The 24,329-nt window shown below is 35.3% G+C and carries 17 protein-coding genes; 15 read left to right on the forward strand and 2 right to left on the reverse strand.

Annotated features, from left to right (window positions below; translation table 11 throughout):
- The 14 genes from H8707_RS02175 to H8707_RS02240 form a co-directional block, all read left to right on the forward strand.
- The coding region (locus tag H8707_RS02175; protein ID WP_262428513.1) for an amidohydrolase family protein at window positions 1-768 on the forward strand (768 nt) is incomplete at its 5' end.
- Window positions 769-838: 70 nt separating this feature from the next.
- Window positions 839-2,464, forward strand: coding sequence for an amidohydrolase (locus H8707_RS02180; RefSeq protein WP_262428514.1), 1,626 nt, complete (start codon window positions 839-841; stop codon window positions 2,462-2,464).
- A 139-nt stretch (window positions 2,465-2,603) separates the two neighbouring features.
- Window positions 2,604-2,972 carry a BlaI/MecI/CopY family transcriptional regulator gene (locus H8707_RS02185; RefSeq protein ID WP_262428515.1) on the forward strand — a complete coding sequence of 123 codons (369 nt, stop codon included), beginning with the start codon at window positions 2,604-2,606 and terminating at the stop codon, window positions 2,970-2,972.
- A 1-nt stretch (window position 2,973) separates the two neighbouring features.
- Complete coding sequence (locus H8707_RS02190) at window positions 2,974-6,288, forward strand: M56 family metallopeptidase (RefSeq protein ID WP_262428516.1); 3,315 nt, start codon at window positions 2,974-2,976, stop codon at window positions 6,286-6,288.
- A gap of 191 nt (window positions 6,289-6,479) precedes the next feature.
- A complete protein-coding gene (locus H8707_RS02195) occupies window positions 6,480-7,001 on the forward strand; it encodes a nitroreductase (protein ID WP_262428517.1) in 522 nt (173 codons plus the stop codon).
- Window positions 7,002-7,118: 117 nt separating this feature from the next.
- The gene (locus tag H8707_RS02200; protein ID WP_262428518.1) at window positions 7,119-7,247 is read left to right on the forward strand and encodes a hypothetical protein; all 129 of its coding nucleotides are present in this window, start codon (window positions 7,119-7,121) and stop codon (window positions 7,245-7,247) included.
- Entirely contained in the window at window positions 7,220-9,634 is a 2,415-nt protein-coding gene (locus tag H8707_RS02205) for a LuxR C-terminal-related transcriptional regulator (protein ID WP_262428519.1), read from the forward strand. Before H8707_RS02200 ends, H8707_RS02205 begins: the two co-directional genes overlap by 28 nt.
- 88 nt (window positions 9,635-9,722) lie before the next feature.
- Window positions 9,723-9,980 carry a DUF2442 domain-containing protein gene (locus H8707_RS02210; protein WP_262428520.1) on the forward strand — a complete coding sequence of 86 codons (258 nt, stop codon included), beginning with the start codon at window positions 9,723-9,725 and terminating at the stop codon, window positions 9,978-9,980.
- A gap of 12 nt (window positions 9,981-9,992) precedes the next feature.
- Window positions 9,993-15,548, forward strand: a complete 5,556-nt coding sequence (locus tag H8707_RS02215; protein WP_262428521.1) for an S-layer homology domain-containing protein — start codon at window positions 9,993-9,995, stop codon at window positions 15,546-15,548.
- Between the two features lie 222 nt (window positions 15,549-15,770).
- A complete protein-coding gene (locus tag H8707_RS02220) occupies window positions 15,771-16,610 on the forward strand; it encodes a nucleotidyltransferase domain-containing protein (RefSeq protein ID WP_262428522.1) in 840 nt (279 codons plus the stop codon).
- A 31-nt stretch (window positions 16,611-16,641) separates the two neighbouring features.
- The gene (locus H8707_RS02225; RefSeq protein WP_262428523.1) at window positions 16,642-17,133 is read left to right on the forward strand and encodes an HD domain-containing protein; all 492 of its coding nucleotides are present in this window, start codon (window positions 16,642-16,644) and stop codon (window positions 17,131-17,133) included.
- Window positions 17,134-17,327: 194 nt separating this feature from the next.
- The gene (locus H8707_RS02230; RefSeq protein ID WP_262428524.1) at window positions 17,328-17,861 is read left to right on the forward strand and encodes an RNA polymerase sigma factor; all 534 of its coding nucleotides are present in this window, start codon (window positions 17,328-17,330) and stop codon (window positions 17,859-17,861) included.
- Window positions 17,862-17,863: 2 nt separating this feature from the next.
- Window positions 17,864-19,204, forward strand: a complete 1,341-nt coding sequence (locus H8707_RS02235) for a hypothetical protein (RefSeq protein WP_262428525.1) — start codon at window positions 17,864-17,866, stop codon at window positions 19,202-19,204.
- A gap of 225 nt (window positions 19,205-19,429) precedes the next feature.
- Entirely contained in the window at window positions 19,430-20,545 is a 1,116-nt protein-coding gene (locus tag H8707_RS02240; RefSeq protein WP_262428526.1) for an amidohydrolase, read from the forward strand.
- 411 nt (window positions 20,546-20,956) lie between these two features.
- Here the strand turns inward: H8707_RS02240 and H8707_RS02245 are convergent, their stop codons facing one another.
- Window positions 20,957-21,094, reverse strand: a complete 138-nt coding sequence (locus tag H8707_RS02245) for a hypothetical protein (protein WP_262428567.1) — start codon at window positions 21,092-21,094, stop codon at window positions 20,957-20,959.
- Between H8707_RS02245 and H8707_RS02250 the strand changes: the two genes are divergently transcribed.
- On the forward strand, window positions 21,054-23,105 hold the full coding sequence (locus H8707_RS02250; protein WP_262428566.1) for a sodium-translocating pyrophosphatase: 2,052 nt from the start codon (window positions 21,054-21,056) through the stop codon (window positions 23,103-23,105). The genes H8707_RS02245 and H8707_RS02250 overlap by 41 nt on opposite strands.
- Window positions 23,106-23,390: 285 nt before the next feature.
- Here H8707_RS02250 and H8707_RS02255 read toward each other — a convergent pair whose 3' ends face one another.
- Window positions 23,391-24,260, reverse strand: a complete 870-nt coding sequence (locus tag H8707_RS02255; protein WP_262428527.1) for a DegV family protein — start codon at window positions 24,258-24,260, stop codon at window positions 23,391-23,393.
- Window positions 24,261-24,329 lie beyond the last annotated feature (69 nt).

Raw genomic sequence — 24,329 nt, forward strand, 5'->3', positions numbered from 1 at the left:
AGGCGGGAGGGATATGACGTTACAGTTGATCAATATCCATACAACGCATCCTCCACAACCATGGATAGCAATGTTCCTCTTTGGGGCTTTGAAGGGGGAATGGAGAAAATGCTTCAAAGACTTCAGGATCCGGAAATTCGAAAGCAGCTTAAGGTTGAGAGCAATGTAAGCCATGTTGGTCGATGGGGAGATATTTTCGTATCATATGCTGAAAGTGAAAAGAATGCCTGGACCATAGGAAAATCTATTGCTGAGATTGCAGAAATCAGAGGTGTGGATCCAGCAGATGCGTGTTTTGATTTGATTGCTGATGAAAAGGGAAGAGTCAATGAAGTAAATTACGGTATGTGTGAAGAGGATATCGAGTATATTATGTCTCAGAGGTTTACTATGATCGGTTCCGATGGATATGCTGCTTCTATGGAATATCCCGGATTGCCGCATCCCAGATGGTATGGAACATTTCCAAGAGTTATCGCACATTATTGTAGAGATAGAAGGCTTTTCCCGCTGGAAACCGCAGTTTACAAAATGACAGGCTTGCCTGCAGCACGTCTTGGACTTCCTGACAGAGGTCTTGTCAAGGAAGGAATGTGGGCTGATTTGGTTCTGCTTGACTTTGACAATATTCAGGATACTCCGGATTACAACTCTCCGAAATCCGTCTGCAAAGGTATTTTAAAAGTATATGTGAACGGTGTTCTGACTGCAGAGAATGGAGTTCATACGGGTGTAAAATCTGGGAAAATATTGAGAAAAAGTCAATAATTGAGATTAAGTAGAGACTTTTAAGCCAAAAGCCGCTCAATATATAATACATGGTTAGGGAGGTCGAAAATTGAAAACACTATTTAAGAATGGGAATATAAATACTATGGAAGATATAAATTCAAAAGCTGATTCTTTTATAGTTGATGGAAATAAATTTGTATATGTTGGTACAATAGAAGGAGCAATGAAATTTTTAAGTGATCAAGAATATAAAGTTGTGGATTTAGAAAAAAAGTTTGTACTTCCGGGATTTAACGATTCTCATATGCATTTTGTTCATTATGGTGAAACTCTAAGTAGAGTTAATCTTGTAGGAACTAAAAGCATAAGTGAGATAAGAGAGAGAGTTAAGAAGGGTATCTATTCTAGAGGAAAAGATGATAAGTCTTGGCTAATTGGAGAAGGCTGGAATCATGATTATTTTGTTGATGAAAAAAGATTTCCAAACAAATCTGATTTGGATGATATAACTGGAGATGTCCCAACACTTATAATGCGTGCGTGTTTTCATATTGGAGTATTAAACTCTGCAGCGTTAGATAAAATTGGTCTTAATAAGGAAAGTGCAAAAAAGTATGGTAATTTAATAGAATTATTACCAAACGGTGAACCTAATGGAGTAATTAAGGAGGGTTTTTTAGATGATTTAAAGGCAAAAATTAGCACATTAAATCTAAAGTCTTTAAAAGATGTACTTCTAGATGCCCAGGATAAAGCTTTGGCTCAAGGGTTAACAACTGTACAAACTGATGATTTAGGTTATGTGTCAAATTATGATTATGATATGTTTTTTAAAGCTTTAAGTGATTTGGACAAGGAAGGTAAACTTCATATTAGAATTGGAGAACAGTGTCTATTGCAGAAGCCCGAAACTATTAACAAGTTCTTTGAAAAGGGGTATAAATACGGATTTGGAAATAATATGTACCGTGTAAATTGTATAAAGCTTCTTAGTGATGGATCATTAGGCGCGAGAACAGCAGCTTTAAGATGTCCATATGCAGATGACAATACTACAAAAGGTATAGCAGCGTTTACCCAGAAAGAGCTTAATGAATTGGTACTAGTTTCCCATAGAAATAATTGCCCTGTTGCAATACATGCTATTGGAGATAGAGCTATAGAGATGTCTTTAAATGCTATTGAAAATGCTCAAAAACAAGATCCGACACACAATCCACGTCATGGAATAGTTCACTGCCAAATTACAGATGATGAATTGTTAGATAGATTTAAGGAGCTGGATGTATTGGCATTTGTTCAGCCAATTTTCATTGACTATGATATGAATGTAGTAAATGATAGGGTAGGTGGAGATCTAGCTAATTCATCATATGCTTGGAAAACTATGATTGATAAGGGGATACACGTATCATTTGGAACAGATTGTCCAGTTGAATCCTTTAGGACGATGCCAAATATATATTCTGCAGTTACTAGAAAAAATATATCTGGTGAAGAGAAGAAGGTTTATTTATCGGGAGAAACTGTTAGTATGTATGATGCTATAAAAGCATATACAGTAGAGGGGGCATATGCTTCAGGTGAAGAAAACATTAAAGGTAGTATTTCAGAAGGAAAGCTTGCTGATTTTATAACTATTGATAAGGATTTATTCAATTTAGGAAACAATGTAGAAATATTAGAAACTAGAGTACTTGAAACATATGTTGATGGTAAAAAAGTATATTAAACAAAGAGCCTCTGGATTTGTTTTCAGAGGCTTTTAAAAGACCCTTTTGCCTCTTTCAAACTATTTTTTTCTTGACTTTATATTCTACAGAGTGTAAAATAAAAGAAATACTACATAATGTAGAAATGGGGGGATTTAATTGAAAATAACTAAAATTTCAGATGCGGAATATGAAATAATGGGAATTATTTGGAATGAAGATGGGGAGGTTACTGCAGCAGATATTATTGAAAAACTGGGAGAAGATAATTTCTGGAAACATACGACTATACTTACTCTAGCGAAGCGGTTAGTAGATAAAAATGTATTAAAAGTAAGAAAAGAGGGTAGGGTTAATTATTATTCTCCTAAAATCAGCAAGGAAGAATATAAATCTTATCAGGCAAATGGATTTGTAGAGGATATGTATGATGGGAGTGTAAAGTCTCTTATAGCATCACTATATGATAATAAAAAAATTGATGAAAAAGATCTAAAAGAGTTAAAAGACTGGATTAGGGGGTTATAATATGAAAACCCTAAATATGGTATTTAAAATGTCTATTACGGGAACTATTATTTTTTTCATATTTACACTTTTAAAACCTATAACCAAGAAACACTTTAATTCATCCTGGCATTATAAAATGCTTATTTTAGTTTTAACTTTTTTTATTATACCAGTAGATAATTTTATAAAATTACCCATAAACCCAATATCTAATGTTTTCAACTCAGAAATTGGGGAATCAACAGTTCCGAAAAACATAAATAAAAAAGAAGAGACAAAAGGAATAGAAAATAATACAAAGATAGAAAAAGGGATACCTGAATATAAAGTAGAAGATAATCTAACAAACAAAGATGTTAATCAGATTCAAACAGAAAATCAAGATCTTCAAAATATAGAACTAAATATAAATAACTATAAAGATATGATTAAGTACATTTGGTTTATTGGTGCAATTGCTTTACTTCTATTAAAAATTATATCATATATAAGGTTCAAATCATCTATTTTAAAAAAGAGTAGAGTAGTAGAAGAAGAGAATATTGTAAAGTTATTTAATATATGTAAAAATGAATTAAATTTAAATACAAATAAAAACGTACAATTAATAGCTTGCAATACTATAGGTTCTCCAATGTTAATAGGAATATTTCACCCTATAGTACTTATTCCAAGAATTGATGAAGATTATAAAAGATTAAAAATGATATTCCTGCACGAACTTAATCATTATAAAAGAAAAGATATTATAATAAAAGCCTTTGGACTTATCATAAATGCCATTCATTGGTTCAATCCATTTGTTTATATATTGTTAAAAGAAGTAGATAAATACTGTGAATATTCTATAGATGAAAAAGTAGTAGAAGAAATGGATATTGATGAAAGGAAGTATTATGGAGAAACCATTTTGAGTTTGATAAGCAGTTCCATGTTAAAGAAGTCTTCACTTACAACAGCTATGGGAAGTAATGGCAAACAATTAAAAACTAGATTAGAAAATATGATATATTCAGTTAAAATAACGAGAAAAAAACAGATTATTTCCTTATTTATAGCAATTTTAATATTGACATCAGGATTTACAGCCGCTTGTAGTATTTTACCTGATAGTATTATAGTACAAAATGAATCCTTGGCAGTATATATAAAGGAAGAAGGGCTTTATTATTCCTACTTAAATGGGGAAAATGAGATAAAGATTTATGATGGTAACAGCTTTGAGTATCCTCTAATATCTAGTGCAGGAAATTATATAGCCTACACTAAGGAAGGTAGCCTTTATATATATAGTATTAAAGATAAAAGCTATGAAAAAATAGATGATGGAATTGAGCATTATTATAGGTCATATGACTGGATAGATGATGAAACTATAGTATATGGTTCCAATAATAAACCGGGATTTACATTGCTAAATGTGGTCTCTAGGGAAAAAACTGAGCATTTAGATGAATACTATTATACAGGATTAATGACATCAAAGAATAATATGGTCTATGGTGCAAAATATAGCAGATGGACTACATCAGAAGGAGACTTTATAGCAAATGATGGGATAGTAGAAATCAACTTAAATAATTATGATAAAAAGAATAAAGAATTTTTTACAAATATAATAGTGGAAGGCAGAAAATCTACAGAAGAGACGATAGGATATGATCCTGCTGTTTGGGACATTTCAGATGATGGAAGGTATATTTATATAATGGAAAAACCAGCTTCCGGATCTCTCAGTGCTGATGGAATTGGTGTAGGGATATATGATGTAAAAGAAAAGACACATACAGAATTTGCTGATATAAATTCCTTATATACTGCAGATAAAGATAAATTATTAAAAGAATTATATACAAAACCTACAGATATAACTACCCTAGCCGATAAAAATCATTTAACCATAAACCCAAATCATAATATCATTGGATTAATAGAAGGTGCTGGTAGAGATATGATTGAAAATAAGAGAGTAGTCTTATTAAATATCAATAAAGATAAATCCTATGATATTATCAATGTTACAGGTAATGATTTAGTGGCTATGACCCCTAGTTTTACCCTAGATGGAAATAAATTATTGTATTCTGCTACGAAGGCTATAAATCCTAGCACTATAACTGATTATAATCAAATTTATAATAACTGGGAAAACCAGCCATATAGTATTTATGAATATGATTTAGAAAGTTCTAAAGTAAAAAGGATAACAGAAGGAAGTAATTGTGACTTCATGCCTATGGACATATCTAATAATGAAATATTATTTATTAGATATAAGGGTAATGATTATTATAGTTTAATAAAACTAGTTAATGGTAAAGAAAATATTGTAGCAGATAATATTATGTTTAGTGGTGGGAAAGATAATTATCCTTTTGTATTTTATGGACATATAGAAACAGAAAAAGGCATGGATATTTTTATAAGTAAAAACAATAAATTCAATAAAGAAAAAGATATAGATACAGGCAAAATGGATGAATTATATAAGCTTAAAGGAACCTATATAGGAGATAACTCAAGGGTTGGTAATATTATTAATCTTTTAGAGTTTCCGGAAGAATTAACTCTTGGTGGAATAGAACTGTTTACTAAGGAGGAACCTTTTGGCTTACGAATCAATTTTCAAGCTAATAATGAGATAATAGCAAAGTATATGTCAAATAGTTCAGACTATCTCTGGAGACCACAATCCATGATTTTATTCTCACTTATTGATAATTTGGATTATATTCAATATGGTATAAATAGTGAAGCCGAATATAGTATAAATAGTGACGGTGTAGGAATCACTGCATCTTATATCAACAGGAAGGTTGCTGATAGCTTGACTATTTCAACATTGGGACATAAGATTTCAGAAGTAACTGGCAGTAAAAAACTTTTTAAGGAGTTTTACAATATATATGGTGATAAATATAATATAAAAACAAATCAACCTGAAGGATTTGTAGGGCATATTGTAATAGAAGATAATACTCTGCATTTTAAAGAAGTGGAAATAGTTGAATGGGATGATCAGGAAAAGGTAAAAGAATTGAAATTAAATGAATCTGATTTCCCAGATGGATATTCAATTATTGACAAGGATAATGGGGGAACAACTTTTGAGCTAACTGATGAAACCATATATACATTTACGGATGTGGATCTTTACTTTGTAAATGAACCAGAAAGTAACAGGCTTTATGCTACAATCAAAAAAGATGAATTTCTAAAACATTTAGGGAAATTAAATGATATTCCGCTTTCCGAGCAGACATTACCATACTTTATAGAAGCAAAAGATGGCAAGGTCATTAGCATTACTGAAAAGTTTAAATATACAATTTAATTTAGTGAAGATTATTTTCAATATAGATGAGGAAATTTAATTTCTTTCATCTATTTTTTGTTACAATGAATAGGAAAGTTCTACCTTAATTAAAGTAACAAAGAAGAAAATTGGGAAAATTCAATTGATAAATTGATAGGTGAATTATATACTATTATTGATGACAATTATAGTTTAAGGAGGATTTTTAAATGTCAGAAACAATGAATACAATATTAACTAGAAGAAGCATAAAAAAGTATAAGCCGGATATGATTCCAAAAGAAATTATTGATGAGATTTTGAAGGCAGGAACATATGCTGCATCCGGAATGGGAAAGCAATCACCGATAATAATTGCTGTTACAAATAAAAAGTTGCGAGATAAGCTGTCTAAAATTAATGCGGAAATCGCAGGAGTTGATGAGGACCCGTTTTATGGTGCGCCTGTAGTGCTGATTGTACTTGCTGATAAAAATATTTCTACACATGTTTATGACGGAAGTCTGGTTATGGGGAATTTGATGCTTGCAGCGCATGCCAATGGAATAGGAAGTCGCTGGATTCATAGAGCAAAACAAACCTTTGAAAGAGAAGAAGGAAAAGAAATACTTAGAAGCCTTGGAATCAAAGGTGAATATGAAGGTATAGGTAACTGTATTTTAGGATATAATGATGGACCGGAACCTGAGGCTGCTCCCAGAAAGAAAGACTATGTATATTATATAGACTAAATTATGCCTGACAAAAACACTTAGTATGCCATCAGACTAATGGGAAGTTAGAATTTTAAATTTAACCTACAGCATATGCAAATGGAATTGGAGGCTCATTATGGAAAGGAGGTTCTTATGATTCATTACCCTAGATTAAACTATATTTTTATCACCGAGAGATTAAAGTATAGACTTAACGAAATCAGCAATCATCCTATTACAACTGTAATCGCCCCATGGGTTTTGGAAAAACAACAGCTGTAAACTGGTGGGCAAAAAGAGAATTAAAAAATCATTCCAATACTATTATTCTTAGACAAATGATAGTTACAGACAGTATTACAGATTTTTGGTATGGGTTTTGTAAAGCTTTTAGAGGATATCCTCAATTAGCAGAACAGTTAAAATCATTAGGATATCCTCAAGATATAGGTGCTGTTTCAGTGCTTGCTGAGCTTTTAACTGAAGCTTTATCAAGCAGGGATTCCTCAATTTACTTTATTATAGACGACTTGCATATTCTAAGCCGAAATTCACTGACTCCAATGCTTCTCTTTCTATCTCGGAACTTGCCGGAATGTGTACATATAGTTCTCTTATCCAGAAATCAAATTTTTAATGAAGAAGAGCGAATGCGTTTAGGCAATCTACTATGCGAAATTGATATAAATGATTTGCGATTGGAATCAAAAGAAGTCGCTGCCTATGCAAGCAATTGCCGGCTGGATGCAAAAGCTGATGAGCTGGAGGTTCTTGCGGACTTAAGCGAGGGATGGATTTCAATGATTTATTTGAATTTCAAATCCCATGTACAGAGTGGGCGATGGCTTTCAAGTTCTTCAGATATATTTACACTGATAGATCAAGTTTTATTATTACCCTTGCCGGAGCGGCAGAAGGAATTTTTAATTCTCATTGGCATGGCTGATGAATTTACTGTTAAACAGGCCGTATACCTGTGGCAGAATGAGGATGCAGTGAATTTGATTGATACTCTTTCAAAAAACAATGCTTTTATTACAAGGAATGAAAACGGAATTTATAGATATCACCATATGCTGCTTCAATGTACAAGACAGAAATTTGCTGAAAAGCCTGAGAATTATCAGCTAGAGAGCTACAAAAGACTCGGCTTATGGCATTTTGAGCAAGGGGAATATATCAATTCCTATCTGGCTTTTTCCAAAGCACAGGATTGGGAAGGAGTACTTATAACTTTAGAAAGAGACAAGGCAAAAAGTTTGAATTCTGAACATAGCGGGGAATTTTTTATCTGGCTTCAAAGTTGTCCGGAAGAAATTCTGGTAAGACACCCCTATGCGCTTGTTGCTTGTATGCTTAAAAGCTTTTCATTTCACAATATTCCTGAGATTAAACGGATGAAGAATCTATTGCTCAAGTCGCTTAAGGAAGATACCGCATTAACACATAAGGAGCGAGATAACCTCCTTGGAGATGCAGAGGTTTCTGAAAGTTTTTTAGCTTATAACAATATATCTAAAATGAGTGAATATCATCGCCGAGCTTGTTCATTGCTAAGCCGAACATCTCTAAGTGTAGATCCCAAAGGAGCTTGGACATTTTCAGCTCCCTCTGTTCTGATGATGTACCACAGGATAGTAGGAGGAGCGGATGAGGAAAATTTGGAGATGAAGGAGTGTATGCCCTTTTATTATCAAGTATCTGATGGACATGGAAATGGTGCGGAGCATACTTTTTCGGCTGACTTATTCTATGAACGGGGACAGTTGACTGATGCGGATATTTCCAATCAAATGGCTTTATCTGCCGCAAGAAGAAAAAATCAATTCAGCATTATGCTATGCTGCGATTTCTTATCCATACGTATGGCAATTTTTAATGGCAATTTTAATGAGATGAATAGAATTAGTCTTGATTGCAGAGAATTGTTATACAAAGAACAGCAGTATACGCTGTTAAATACATTGGATATGTGCTTAGGTTTTGTTTATGCACTTCTGGGACATGCAGAATTAGCGCCTAAATGGATGATAGAAGGGCGGATAAAAGAAGCACTTGTAATGTTTCCGGCAACTCCTATGCTTCATACATTTTATAATCAGCTATTACTGGCACAGGAAGAATGGACACAGGTTCTGGCAAGAAAAGAAGAATGTAAGAAACTTTATAGTATATATAACAATGTACTCTGTGAAATTTGGCTGCATATTCAGATTGCTTCAGCTCTTAAATATATAGATAGAAGAGAAGAAGCAAAGAAGGAATTGATACTAGCTTTGGATAAAGCAATTCCTGATATGATTATAATGCCTTTTGCAGAAAGTGAATATTATATATTGGATATGCTAAAAGAGTTTCAAAGTTCAGGAATATATGAAAAGGAAATCCGGCAGATTATAGCTTTATCAGAGAAATTCTGTGCTTCAAGGCAGAAAATCAGCCGGGAATACCTTGGAGAATATAAAGACTATGGATTATCGGAAAGAGAAATTGAAATCGCGATATTGGCGTCTAAGAGAAAAACCAACATGGAAATTGCGAAGGAGCTTCACCTTGCAGAAGGAACTGTACGAAATCATCTTTCCAGAATTTTTGATAAACTTGGTATCGAAGAGCAAGGCAAAAATAAACGGTTGGCATTGGAAAATTTGCTGAAAATTAAAAAATAGTGACAAAAGGTCACACTACAAAAATAAAACGCTGCTGTACAATAAAAAAGTACAGTGGCGTTTTTGTATTTAAGGAGGAGGTGAAATTATGAGGGGCAAGCCCATTACCAAGGTTGAGCCGCTGGAGGACAATGTTTTGAAGATTACATTTGACACTGGAAACTGCGTGACAATTGATATGAAACAGAGGATTGAGAATTTTCGTTTCGGAGCATTGCAGGATTCTAATATATGGGAAACAGCAGATACAGATGGTGGATTTATATATTGGCGTAAAAATGGATTGCCTGTGGTAGAACTGGCATACAACGAAATAATGAAAATGACTTTAGGAGAATCCTATTAAGGAGGGAAAAATTTGAAAGAAAAATCAAAAGTGAAGTGGAAACAAATCATAAGCCGGCTTTTGTCGGTATGTATTATCTTAACGATGCTGCCAATAGGTGCATTTGCTGAAACAGAAGAAGACATAAATAATAGTGCAGAGATAATCTCTTTTGATGATCTAGATTCATCAATATCCTTACAGATAGTTGAATTGGGTACAAAGGAAAATGAATTGGATCTTCCCGAAGAATTAGAGGCAACGATAATCAAAGAGTCCATAGCAGAAGAAGATAGTGAAGTAGAAGAGGTGGATACTCAAATAATGGAGAGCAAATTAATTTCCGTATTATGCTGGGTATCCGATCCGGATTATGATGGGGACTCAGAAGGAGAGTATATATTTACTCCTCAATTAGATTTGGAAGATGGATTGGAGTTAGCGGAGGGTCTTAATTTACCTGCTATTACAATTACAGTTAATGACTTCGAGCAACCCGAGAATTCCGAGCAACCGGAGAACTCCCATATAATGAACAGCATGTCTCCAATGGGAGGTTCAGTTGGCATTACAGAGTTTACAATTGGGAATGATAGCTATGATGCGACAATAGGCCAAAATGATGCCGTTTGGACTTGGTCTGCAGACAATGCCGCCCTTTATATAACAGGAAATATAGAAGGACCGATTTTATTTGGCAAAGCGGGAGATTCAGGTGATGTAAGCATATATTTAAATGGGGCCAATACTATCTATGAGGTTACAGGCCATATCCAACAAACAGCGGGAAGCTTATCCATCTATTGCGGCAGTAATGAATTGAAAATATCCAACACCGATACCGGTTATTCATTGTTTGCAAAGGTTGATCTGACAATTCAAAGAGGGAAGGTGACCGTAAACTGTCCGCAAGAAGGTATATATGTATATAATGGAGATATGAATGTTGTCGGCAGCGAGTCAGGCATTGCCGAATTAGATGTAATTACGACCAGTGATAATGTTTCTAGGGGCATAGGGGTTATAAATGGGTCTCTAAACATAATAAACGGTTACCTTACTGTTGATACAAGGGGCGGAGGGACAGGTATTTCTGCAATGGATATCACTGTAAAAAGCAGCACCCTGATAGCTGACTGTAAAATGGGTACGGGGATAAGGTTTGGCGACAGCTTTACTATAAAAAGCGGGGATGTCAAGGCAACAGGAAAAGGCACAGGAGCTGTAACGGGCGGGGAAGGTGTCATTACCATTAAAGGCGGACGATTGACCACGGGAAAAACTAATGATGATAATGGCGATGTTATAGCAAGCCTTGAAGTTATAGATTCCTCCGCAGAAGCGTATATTGGCGGAGATATAAATCAATATTCAGGAAGAGGAGGTAATCTGACAGTTTCAGCCGGTACTGCAGATGTAAAAGGCATAGTTGAGGGCAATATCTCGGTAACAGGAGGCACAGTTACGGTAAATGGCAGCACTGTCGAGCCCAAGCCACTTGTAACTATAACCGGTTTTGTGAATGTAAACGTAGATGGAGGGTTTGCAGATAATCCCACCTATGAGGATGCAGAGGCGGTTATGGCCTATCTCAATGAAAATGTAAAATATGTAACAGCTAAATACGATGAAGGTACCGTAGAGTGGCCGGTGAAGGAATGGAAACAGTACAATGATTATAAGCCAAATGAAGAAGGGGTATACCGGTTCAAGGCAGATCTGGATATGGATAATCCTCCCATTGCAGCTAATACAATTAGCTATGGAGCATATGCCTATATAGATATCAGTCCATCCTTTGATTCCTTGACACAGACTATAGCAAATGCGGGGCTTAATGCCAAAAAGGAGGGCAATATAATTACAATAACGGGAACAAAGGAAAACGCAACTGAACAGCTTGTATTGAACATAGCTTCCGATGTAAAAATTATATGGAATGCAACATATAAGACCTCTTATAATGCTGGTTCGGCTATATCGATTAAAGGGTCCGGTACAATAATTCTAAGAGGCGGTACCATATTTCCGGGTGAAAATGTTTCCTATGCAATAGAAACTGCATATAGCTATCCCGGCACCGGAAGTGCTACGGCGGATTATTACCCTACTGTCATTATAGACGCAGGTACTGCCAAAATATCAGCAGGGGCCGCACATGAAACCTTGCTGCATTGGAACGCAACAGGAGGCAGACTTTACTGTTTGTCAGGCGATATTAATAATAATATTTCTAGAAACAATAACTCAATGATAGCCTACTATTCAAATCCCGATCATAGAGTAAAGTTCACAGGCTCCTATTGGACAGAGGATAGTCTTATACGGATTGATGTAAAGCTGACAGAAGGAGGTAATCCTTATGTATATAATGCGGATAATCCTGTAGTGGGACCGGTAAAGGCTGCTTTAAGTGATTTTCTGGATTTGACCGGTGCCACAGTGACCACTATACCTGAAAATACCGGCAGGGTTTCGGCAGATAAAAAAAGCCTTATATATGATAAGGATATTAACAGCACTGAACTCCAAATCAAGGTCAGCGGTGCTAAAATAGACGGCATAGATATACCTGAGTTTATAATACCTAAATTCGGTATCAATATAGAAGGTCCAAAGGCAACAGAAGTCGATACGGCAGAAAAATTAGTAACAGAGCTTAGAAAGACCGAGCCTCAATTAATCAAAGTAACAGGGAACATTACACTAAATAGTAATGATTATTATCCTGGCATGAATTATTGGCCTACAATAGACGGTAGTCATACTCTGATTATAGATGATGGAATAACCCTGTCCACCGGTGATGTTCAATTATCCATACCAGATGATATAACTTTAACTCTTAAAGGGAACGGCACTTTTATAGCTGATTATGAGGTTGGCAATAATTACCTCTTTAATTCCATTAAGGTCAATGGCACATTAAAGCTTATGGACGGAGCTGTTTTAGAAACCCGCAACTATGGTAATATACAGGTAAATAATGGACAAATGGAAGTCCAAGATTCTGCTATATGTCTATTGAATGAGATGGCACAGGGTATTACATTTGATATTATCGCTTTGGAAGGCGGCAGCAGCCTATCAATGGGAAATAGTGAATTAAATATCGATATGGATGCTTATCATGGCAATGGCATTAAAGGCGGAGATTTAAAACTGAATAACTGTCAGGCAGATATAAAATGCGGTGGTTATGTGAATGGCATTAACTCTAGTATTACTGCTGATAACTGTACCTTTAATATTGAAAACAAAGAGGATAGCTATGGTATATTAGTGGATACCTCAATTAGTATTTCCAATTCCGAAATAAACATAAAAAATTCAAGAGGTTCGGGTATTTATTTCTCAGAAGACGGAGGGGAATTTAAAGATAGTACCATAAATATTGAAAATACCGGCGGTAAAGGTATTGAACTCTCCGGCAAGAGGAATGTTCTTTTAGATGATAATACAACAATTACTGTCGAAAATACCGGCGGTACAAGCATCTTGTGGTATGGAGACGGTGATAGCAGTATAGAAGGAGGAAAGGTTGACCTAAAGCTTGGGTCATCATTGTTTAATGGGAATGGAAAATTTAAAGATAGAGGAATCATTTTAAAGACTGATCAGAGAGTTATCACAGTAGCGGAGGAAGACATTCCATCAAGGAGCAAACTCAGCGTAGGGATATATACATGGAATGACACGGATAAACTTTATGAAAAAGAAGGGCATGTAGATTGGGGTGAAGAAGTAACAGCGAAATTTAAGGATCCGAATTTCCTTAAGAAAATAAGGGATATATTGAATAAGGATGATGGTGAGCCCATCTATGTCAATGAATTAAAGGATATAAAAAATCTAAACATTTCTGCCCTTGGAATAAAGGATCTTGCAGGAATAGACTACCTAGTCAATCTTACTGAATTAAATTGTTCATATAATGAGCTGATTGACCTTGACTTAAAAGCCTTGAAAAAGCTCAAGTATCTTTATTGCAGCAACAATGAAATAGAGATATTGGATGTAAGCGGATTGACTGAATTGGAGGAGCTTGATTGTGAAATGAATAATCTGGAGGGACTAGACTTGTCAGGGCTGAGTAAATTCAGTGAATTGAAATGTGCCTATAATTTCATTAGTGATAAGGTTGATATCAAATTGCCTTGTAGTTTCACACTAGATGATGAATATTTTCAACCCCAATTTGACAAGGTATATGGATTGATAGTCGGAGATGTGAAGGTAGACTCAGCCAATGAAGGGAATATAGTAGGTTCCTATATTGAAGGGAATATAAGCTATGATATCAGTACTAGAACCTTGACTTTGGATAAAGCTACAATCTTTGGAGATTTTCAACAGTCTGGATATTTTGGAATATACAGTAGAGAAGAGATAAGCATAAGGCTTGTGGGCAATAACACCATAGGATTCCACAAATATATAGAAGAAATGGATGATAACTATCATAACATTGCTTTTGGCATATGTGCCCCGGGAAAGAATATAAAAATTGAAGGAAACGGCAATTTGACTATTTACGATCAATTAATGGGTATACTTGGTAAAGATATAAAAGTTGATACTACAGGAAATATTACTATAAAAGAAGAAGGGGGCGGAATGGCTTGCTGCCTTAAATCAGATGGCGGAACATTGATTATAAATAGTGGCAATTTGAATTTGTCTTCCACTCAATCCAACGGTTTATATGGTGATGCCATAGTTATTAATGGAGGTACTATAACTGCTCAAAGCAAATATGGAAGTGCTTTTAATAAAGAACCTATTTTTAGTTCAAACTACAAATACACAATTAAAACAGGCACTAGTTCATCTGATGCAAGAGAAACAATTAATCCTACTTTCACAGAAAAATATATCAAAATTGAACCTAAGACATCAGGTGGAGATAATGGCGGAAGCGGTGGCTCAGGGAGTTCAGGAGGCACAGGCGGAGGAAGTGATAATAGCAAAACTACTAAACAGCCTACTATTCCGGTAAAAAATGAAATTAAAAATGCAGTTAAACCGGAGGTTGAACAGATTAATCCATTTGCGGATGTAAAAGAAGACAGCTGGTTTTATGAAGCTGTAAAATATGTATACGAAAAGGATCTAATGAAGGGAACAAGCGATAATTCCTTTACTCCTAATGGGGTTACCACTAGAGGCATGATAGTAACCATCCTCCACAGATTAGAAGGAGAACTATCAGCAGGGGCTAATGAATTTAATGATGTTAAATCAGATAAATACTATGCAAATGCGGCAGCATGGGCATCAGAGAATAAAATTGTAAATGGTTATGGCAATGGTAAATTCGGTCCCGAGGATGCTATAACCCGTGAGCAGCTTGCAGTAATTCTGATGAATTATGCAAAGTATAAAGGATATGATATAACAACAAGGGCTGATTTATCCGGGTATGAAGATGCAAAGAGCATATCAAGTTGGGCAAAAGATGCCATGTCTTGGGCAAATGCCGAAGGACTGATACAAGGTACCGGCAGCAGCCTAAAACCAACAGGCAATGCCACGAGAGCAGAAGTAGCAGTCATACTTTATCGTTTTTTGGTAAAATTTGAAAAATAACAGCAATTAGAAGAAAACCTGTCTTTTTATAAAGGCAGGTTTTTGACTAGTTGCTTACTCGTTGACGATGAGCTGTGTAGTTTAGATTTGATTATTCTAACACAACAGGGTATACTCAATACATATATAATAATTATTTAAGAAATAAGAGAAACCTATATATGAATCCTATTAAGGAGTATATTGATTTAGGATGTGTTATTGACAAAGGAGTGCTCTAGCATGGTAGAAAATATTATCCAACTGGTGACGGAGGAATTATCCTCTCTATCTTATATAGAAGCCATTGTATTAGGCGGTTCGCGTGCAAGAGGAACCCATACGAATGATTCGGACATAGATATGGGTATCTACTACAATCCAGAAACATTTGAGTTAAACTCTATCAATCAACTTGCTGCAGAATTGGATGATGAGCATAGAACGGATCTTGTTGTGCCTCCCGGAGCATGGGGCAATTGGGTAAATGGAGGTGGATGGCTAGTCATTCAAGGGTATCATGTAGACCTAATTCTTCGAGATATTAAACGCGTTGAACAAGTGATTAAAGATACAGAGAAGGGAATAGTAACTGCAAATTATCAGACAGGTCATTCCCATGGATATATAAGTGCCATGTATCGAGGAGAATTAGCAATCAGCAAGAAACTATATGTTAAAAACAAGAGCTTCCATGAAATGAAAAAACAAGCAGAAATTTATCCTGTTGCTCTAAAGAAATCTATTATTGAATTTTTTATGTTTGAAGCGGACTTCTTCTTAATGTTTGCCAAGTCAAATGCGGGAACAGAGGATAAATATTATGTTGCAGGACATATCTTTCGTATAGTTTCGTGCCTAAATCAAGTACTGTTTGCATCGAACGAAGTTTATTGCATCAATGAAAAGAAAGCAGTTAAGCTAATAGATACTTTCAAGTTAAAACCTGAAAATTATGGAATAAAGGTCAATCGGATTTTTGAGACTCTCGGAGTTTCACTTCAAGAATGCTGTGATATGACTGAAGAACTTTGCAATGAAGTTAAAAGAATTGTACTACAAAGTAAGATTAATATCAGTTGATAAATGTTCAAACAATCTATGGAGGAAAATTGTGTTTAAAGAGAAAATTATTGAAGAGATGAAAAGAGTTTTTGAAACGATTCCCTTTGGAATAGACCATACTCTTAAGGTATTGAAAAATGCGGAAGAAATAATGAATGACGAGAATATTACAGAAGAAGATAAAGAGTTAATTAGTATTGTTGCTATACTGCATGATATTGGTGCTGTTGAAGCTCAAAAAAAGTATGGCTCAATAGATGGTGTTTATCAAGAAAGGGAAGGACCGGCAGTAGCACGGAAGATACTTAAAAAAATAGGCTACGACAAGGATGTGGATAGGATATGCTTTATTATAGGTAATCATCATACTCCTTCTAAAATTGATGGGCTCGATTTTCAGATACAATGGGAAGCAGATTTGCTTGAAAATATGACAGCTATGGATAAACAAAAAGATCAGCAGAAAATAAGAAAATGTATTGAGGATAATTTTAAAACAGCAACAGGAAAGAAGCTTGCCTGTGAGCGTTTTGTTTGTTAATGATTAGAATCAAAGAGCAAAATAGATAAGTTAATAGATTAATTATAATGAACAGAGCCTTCAAATAATGGGAATTTGAAGGTTTCGCTGTTTTTGATAAAAATACGATATAATTAAATTTATAGTCACAAAACTTATCATTCCTACGTATTAGAAGTGAAAACTAGTTTTTATTAATGTAAGGGAGTGGAGGCATGGATGTTGATACATTAAATAATACCTTCTCTACTGGAGGAGAATATGAACTGGAATGTGCAATCGAATTGTATGGACAGCCATTATTGCGATATTGCCATAATATTCTCTGTGACTATCATAAGGCACAGGATGCAGTTCAAACAACATTTATTAAAGCATATAACAAGAGGACAAGTTTTATAAGTGGCAGCAGTCTGTCTGCGTGGTTATATCGGATTGCTTATACTACATGCATGGATATTTTAAGGAAAAGGAAATTTCTATTTTTTGTACCGGAAACAAAGGGTATTCAATCAAATACATCCGCAAATTTTATAAACGAAGATTTAAAAGAAGCACTTTTAAAACTTACAGGTGCAGAACGAGCATTAATATTTAGCAGGGTTATTGACGAAAAGAGTTATAAGGAATTGGAGGAAATTTATCGGATTCCTGCCAATACGTTAAGAAAGCGATATGAGCGTGCAAAAAATAAATTGATAAAAGCATTAGAAGTTGAGAATTCTTACTATAAGAGATTGGAGGAATAGAAATGAAAAATGATTATGGCGAGTATATAATCAAATCCAGACTTTCTACCATTCAGACGCCTGAATATGATATATCCGGAGAAGTTCACAAACAATTAAAAAATAAAAGCTATACTAGAAACAGTAAGAAAAGTTTAAGGCTGGCAACAATAATCGGTATATGTATGTTGCTTTCTACTGGTGTATTAGCAGTTACTATTCCAAAATTCAATAAAATTATATCAAAGTTAAATCCTGAAATAGTACCGATGCTTCAGCCTATAGAATCAGAAAGTGAACAAAATGGAATAAAGATGGAAGTTGTTGCAGCTTATAACGATGATGAAATGGCAGTGATTTACCTAACATTACAGGATTTAACTCAAGATAGGCTAAGCCCCAATACTAATTTATATGATTATTCATTATCTGAAGGGGCATTGTTCAATTCTCAAATTATAGATTATGATGAGGAAACTAAAACAGCTGCATTTAGAATACAAGCCAATGGTGGTGAGAACATAGACGGTAAAAGATTAGTGCTTTCGGTTAAGTCATTACTGTCTGATTCTGTTGTCTTTGATGGAGTAGAAACGGGAGTAGTATTGAAAGATATTTCAAGAAACAATCCAGAAACCATAGCATTGAATATGGAGCATGTTTCCGGGGGAGGCGGCAGTATGTTTGATTCATGGGAGAGTAAGGGAAATATACAGGTATTAAAAGCAGAACAAAAAAATATCAAGATTCCGAGGATTGAATTTATGTATATTTCAAATATAGGATATATTGACGATAAACTCCATATTCAGACTAGATGGACAGGTGAAGGTATAGATGATCATGGATATTTTTATTTTACGGATACTGAAGGTAATGATTTACAAATCCGACCTTCGACAGTGCATTTTGGAATAGATGAATTAGGTAATACAATGGACAGAGGAGATTACATCGAATATGTCTTTGACCTAGAGGGAATAGATATTGAAGATATTGCTATGAAGGGTTATTTTGTATCCAGCGGTGAGCAAATAAAGGGCAATTGGGAAGCAAAATTTAAATTGCAGTCAGTAGGTCAGGAAAGAAAAGCAAGTTGCGATTTAGACTTTGGGACATGGCAATTAAATCACCTATATGCTTCAGAAATAGGGGTTACATTGTTAGGAACAGGAGAATATGATGTTAGCCAAGTACCTAAGATTTTTATAAATATGAGCGATGGTACAATGGATGAAATTACATTTATAAGTTCATTTACTAACAATGAAAGAATATATCTTAAAGCAATTACAGATAAGCCTATCGATACTACAAGGATAGAATCAATAAGCATCAATGGAGATATAGTAAAATTTGAATAAGGATTAATTTTTGCATGTTAGGGTTAAGTTGACTGAGCAAATTAATACAAGGATAATAATCTAGATAGATTATCGGTCTTTTTATTTTTGTATTGAAACGACAAATACTAAGTGGTACAGTATAGTTAACTGTTATGCAGTGTAAATCAGAGAACTATGTGGACAGATGAATACAATAAAGGCATTAAATTGTGGGTCTATTTCATATATAAGGAGATGGGTTAAATGGATAAGAATAATTTAGAACTAGCAATTCAACTAAGACATGAATTGCACGAACATCCTGAGCTTTCGTATGAAGAAATTTGGACTAGAGAATATTTAAAAGAATTCATAAGAAAGCATACAAGTCTAAAGATAGTCGACAAAGGAAGATGGTTTTATGCAGTGTATGAAGCAGGTAACGACAATCCGGGCATAGCCTTTAGAGCTGAATTTGATGCTCTCCCCATAGATGACATCTGTGATTTACCCTATGCATCCAAAATTCCCGGTAAAGGTCATAAATGTGGACATGACGGACATTCGGCTTCTTTGGCAGGCTTAGCACTGGAACTTGAAAAATATGGAGCAGATAGAAATATATATTTATTATTTCAGCATGCTGAAGAAACCGGACAAGGTGCTATAGAGTGCGCACCGTTAATTGCTGAAAATAATATTGAAGAAATATATGCCTTCCATAATACTAGTGGATATCCAAAGCATACTGTAGCTGTAAAAAAAGGTACAATGCACTGTGCATCAAAGGGTATGACCATCACCATGGAAGGAAAGAGCGCTCATGCCGGAATGCCTGAAACAGGTATCAATCCTTCTTTTGCTATTGCAAGCATAATAAACGTTATCCCTGAACTAATTAGACCTGAAAATAGTAAAGGAATGGTGCTATGTACAATCATTCAGGTAGATATTGGAGAGCTGGCTTTTGGAACCGCAGCCGGTCATGGTAAACTTAGATTAACTATAAGAGGTCAATACGAAGATGAAATGAATAAATTGCAGCATGACCTTGAAGAAATATCTTTAAAAGAGGCCGAAAAATGGGGATTAAAATGTTCCTTTGATTATCAAGATGCTTTTCCGGAGACGGTAAATCATTCTGAAAGTGTTGACAAGGTAATTGATGCATGCAAAACCCTTAATCTACCTGTTATCAATATGGAGGAGCCGCGGAGAACTTCAGAAGATTTTGGACATTTGTTAAAATTGACTAAGGGAGCAATGTTCCGAATTAGCTACGGCGAGAATTTACCTCCGCTACACGATGCGGAGTATGATTTTGATGATGATTTAATAGAAGAAGCGGTAGAAATATTTAAGGAACTTATAAAGAGTTAATGAAGGAAAATATCTTTAACTAACGAAGGCATAAATAAGGTCAATAGAAGCCAATTAGGATTAGAAGGAATTAGCCTGATTGGCTTTTCTAAAAATAGAGTTGAAAGAATATTAAAAGAATTATATAATGTTAATATAAGGATAAAAAGTAAGATAATTGATGCTGAAATTGTTAGTTAATAAATAAGCGAATGAGAAGGGTTGTTTTGTACCTGCTTATGGAGTAAGCAACTGGGACTGAAGATAGTTAAATTATTATAAAGCTATGTGTTTCGGTATAGGTCTGAACATACTGTGTGAATCTGAAAAGAGCGACCGTACCGAATTTTTATGGGCGGTCTTTTTTTGTTTTTCATATGGTCTCTTGCAGAATATTGTACTTTATTAATGATTGGTGTGTAAACAGGGGTATTACAGCAAATGTGCTGATAATTCTAATATAATAAGAAAGGGGATTTTACTGTTGGGGTCAACAGGGTTTATTATCATTTCAATCGTAACATCATTACTGGCATTTTGCCTAGCGGCTTGGCTATATGACTGGGTCAAAAAACAACCTTCTTCAAACTCACAAATTTTGAAGGTGAGTAGTTATATCAGCCAGGGGGCAGCTACGTTCTTGAACAAAGAATATCGTGTACTTGCCAAATTTTGTGGAGTAGTAGCAGCACTGATTTTAATATTTATTCCGGTTCCTATTTGGAAGGGCTCCTTTTTATTAAATCTTCAAATGGCTATTGCGTACATTCTTGGAGCCATATTTTCTGCAGCTGCCGGCAAGATTGGGATTGCTGTAGCTACCATTGCTAATGTGAAAACTGCAGAAGCAGCACAAAAAGATATTCGCCATTCTTTTCTTTGCGGATTTAGAGGTGGCGCTGTCATGGGTATGGCTGTGGTTGGTGCTTCTCTCTTAGGTGTTTCCTTGGTATTTTTGCTTACTGATGATACAACAATATTGTTGGGATTCAGTTTTGGAGCCAGTTCCTTAGCATTGTTTGCGAAAGCGGGAGGAGGTATTTTTACCAAAACAGCTGATATTTCTGCTGATCTTGTTGGAAAAGTCGAGCTGGGTATTCCAGAAGATGATCCACGTAATCCGGCAGTCATTGCAGACAATGTAGGCGACAATGTTGGAGATGTAGCCGGTATGGGTGCCGATCTATTTGATTCGAATGTAGCATCTATGGCAGCAGCACTTGTTATGGGTGCCGCACTGGACCAGACAATGGGTGGTTCAAAAAACGTGTCCATGGTATTTTGTTATGCAGCATTGGGACTTCTTGCGTCTATCATCGGTGTAGCAACAGCACGTATGGGTAAAAATGACAATCCAACATTTGCATTGAACTCGAGTACTTATGTTACTACCGGAATTTTTGCAATACTTACTGCTGTAGCAACAGCTATTTTTGGGTTGGAATGGCGTATATGGGGAGCCAGTATAGTAGGGCTGCTGGTAGGAGTTGTAATTGGTATTGCCAGTGACTATTTTACAGATGATCGTAAAAAACCGGTACAGTTAACTGCCAATGCAAGTGAGTCAGGACCTGCATTTACGATTCTTTCAGGAGTGTCTTATGGTTTTGTTTCAACGCTTCCGGCTCTTGTTGGGATTGGTTTATCAGCGCTTATTTCATATAAGCTTTGTGAACCGCTTGGTATGGATTATGCTTTATTCGGGATATCTATGGCTGCTGTAGGAATGCTGTCCATAGTTGGAATGATTGTATCGAATGATGCCTATGGTCCTATTGTAGATAATGCTCGTGGACTTGCTGAGATGGGAGATTTGGGTGATGATGTACTGGAAATTACAGATTCGCTGGATAGTGCAGGAAATACGGTAAAAGCAATAACAAAAGGTTTTGCAATAGGAGCGGCAGGACTTACAGTAATCGCGCTTTTAGGTGCATTTATAAGTGAAGTAAACGTAGCAGCTGTTGAGCAAGGTCTTGTGGCTGTAGGAGAGAAGTATCTGAATGGATTTGATGTGATGGATCCGGCTGTATTCTTCGGTATGATTGTTGGTTCAGCAATTCCTGCCGTATTTAGTGCTATGCTGATGCTTGGAGTAAATCGAAATGCCCAGCGCATGGTTTCGGAGATTCATCGTCAGTTTCGTGAGATTCCGGGGCTTAAAGAAGGAAAAGAAGGTATACTACCGGAATATGATCGTTGCATCGAGCTTGCTACTGCTGGATCAATTCATGAATTGATACCGGCAGGTTTGATGACAATTGTTGCAACTCTTTTAGTAGGGTTTATCGGTGGAGTAAAAGCGATAGGAGGCTTCCTCACGGGTAATATCATAAGCGGTCTTTTATTGGCTATCTTTATGAGCAATGCAGGAGGATTATGGGACAATTCTAAGAAGTATGTAGAAGCTGGAAATCATGGCGGAAAAGGCGGAGAAGCTCATAAAGCTGCAGTCATTGGGGATACTGTCGGAGATCCGTTCAAGGATACCGCAGGACCTTCAATAAACACTCAGATTACAGTTGTATCGCTGGTAGCGTCTTTGATGTCCGGTATTTTCTTAATGTTTTCACTGTTATAATTGCATATGTGTTATCGCAAGTGTTAAGAAGGCTAATCATTCGTTGGTTAGCTTTTTTTCTTGCCTAATTATTCATGAAGTGAATTCGTAATCATAACAGTGATTATTTTTTGGTTGATGTCCTTTAACATTTTTTGACGATTATGGTATAATTATGGTAATAAGAAGATGCTGGAGTTATTAAAGGGGAGATAATAGATGAAACTTCTGGATAGACCGTTTAATAATGAAAAATGCACACAAAAACAGGAAGAAATAAGGCTTGAAGAAGAAAGAACTAACCAATTACCATTCATAGAATTTAGGCTTCTCGTTTAGAAAGAAAACCGCTACACCTCCGATTCCCAAATGGGAACCCAATACAGCACTTATTTCAAAAATAGTAGTCTTACAACCAACTACCGCTTCCTTTATTTTTTGCTCAACATTTAAAGCTGCGTTTAAGTCATCGGCATGGCTAATTGCAATGATTTGATTTGAAAATTTTTCTGTTCCTATTTTTACATCCTTTATTAGGGTTTGAATTGTTTTTTTGCTCCCGTGAATCATTTTCGTAACTACCATTTTACCGTCTTTTACGGTCAAATAAGGCTTTATGTTTAATACATTTCCTACATGACCCATTGTCTTATTTATCCTGCCACCTTTAGAGAGCCATTCCAAATCGGTTATTGTAAAATAATAGACTATATGATCGATCATAAATTGAATTTGATTTACAATTGTTTCAAAAGGAAGGTTTCTTTTAATCATTTTTAAAGCTTGCAATGCTATTAATCCGTTGCCTCCGGCTCCTCCTTTGGAATCAATTATTGCCATCTTTCTTTCTGTGTACTTTTTCTTATACTCATCAATTATTTTTTTGGCAAAATCATATGTACACGATAATTTAGATGAGAATGCAAGATAAATGAAGTCATCATTGTTTGAGATGCATTTATCAATAGCTTTGGATACTGATTCAAAGGAGACCTGTGAAGTCTTTGGCACTTTACCATTTTTCATATGTTTATAAACAGTATCTATATCAATATCGATTCCATCTAAATACGAAACACCGTCAATGGTAATGTTGAGAGGAATTACCTCAATATCATAATTATCTGTTATTTCACTGTTTATATCACACGCACTGTCTACAATTAATTTTATCATTTCATCTAACCTTTCATAAAGCATTCAAGATATTTAACTTATCTAATTATACTATTGTTTAAATTATTT

Origin of the sequence: Paratissierella segnis, from assembly GCF_014385195.1 — a bacterium.
GTDB lineage: Bacteria > Bacillota > Clostridia > Tissierellales > Tissierellaceae > Paratissierella > Paratissierella segnis.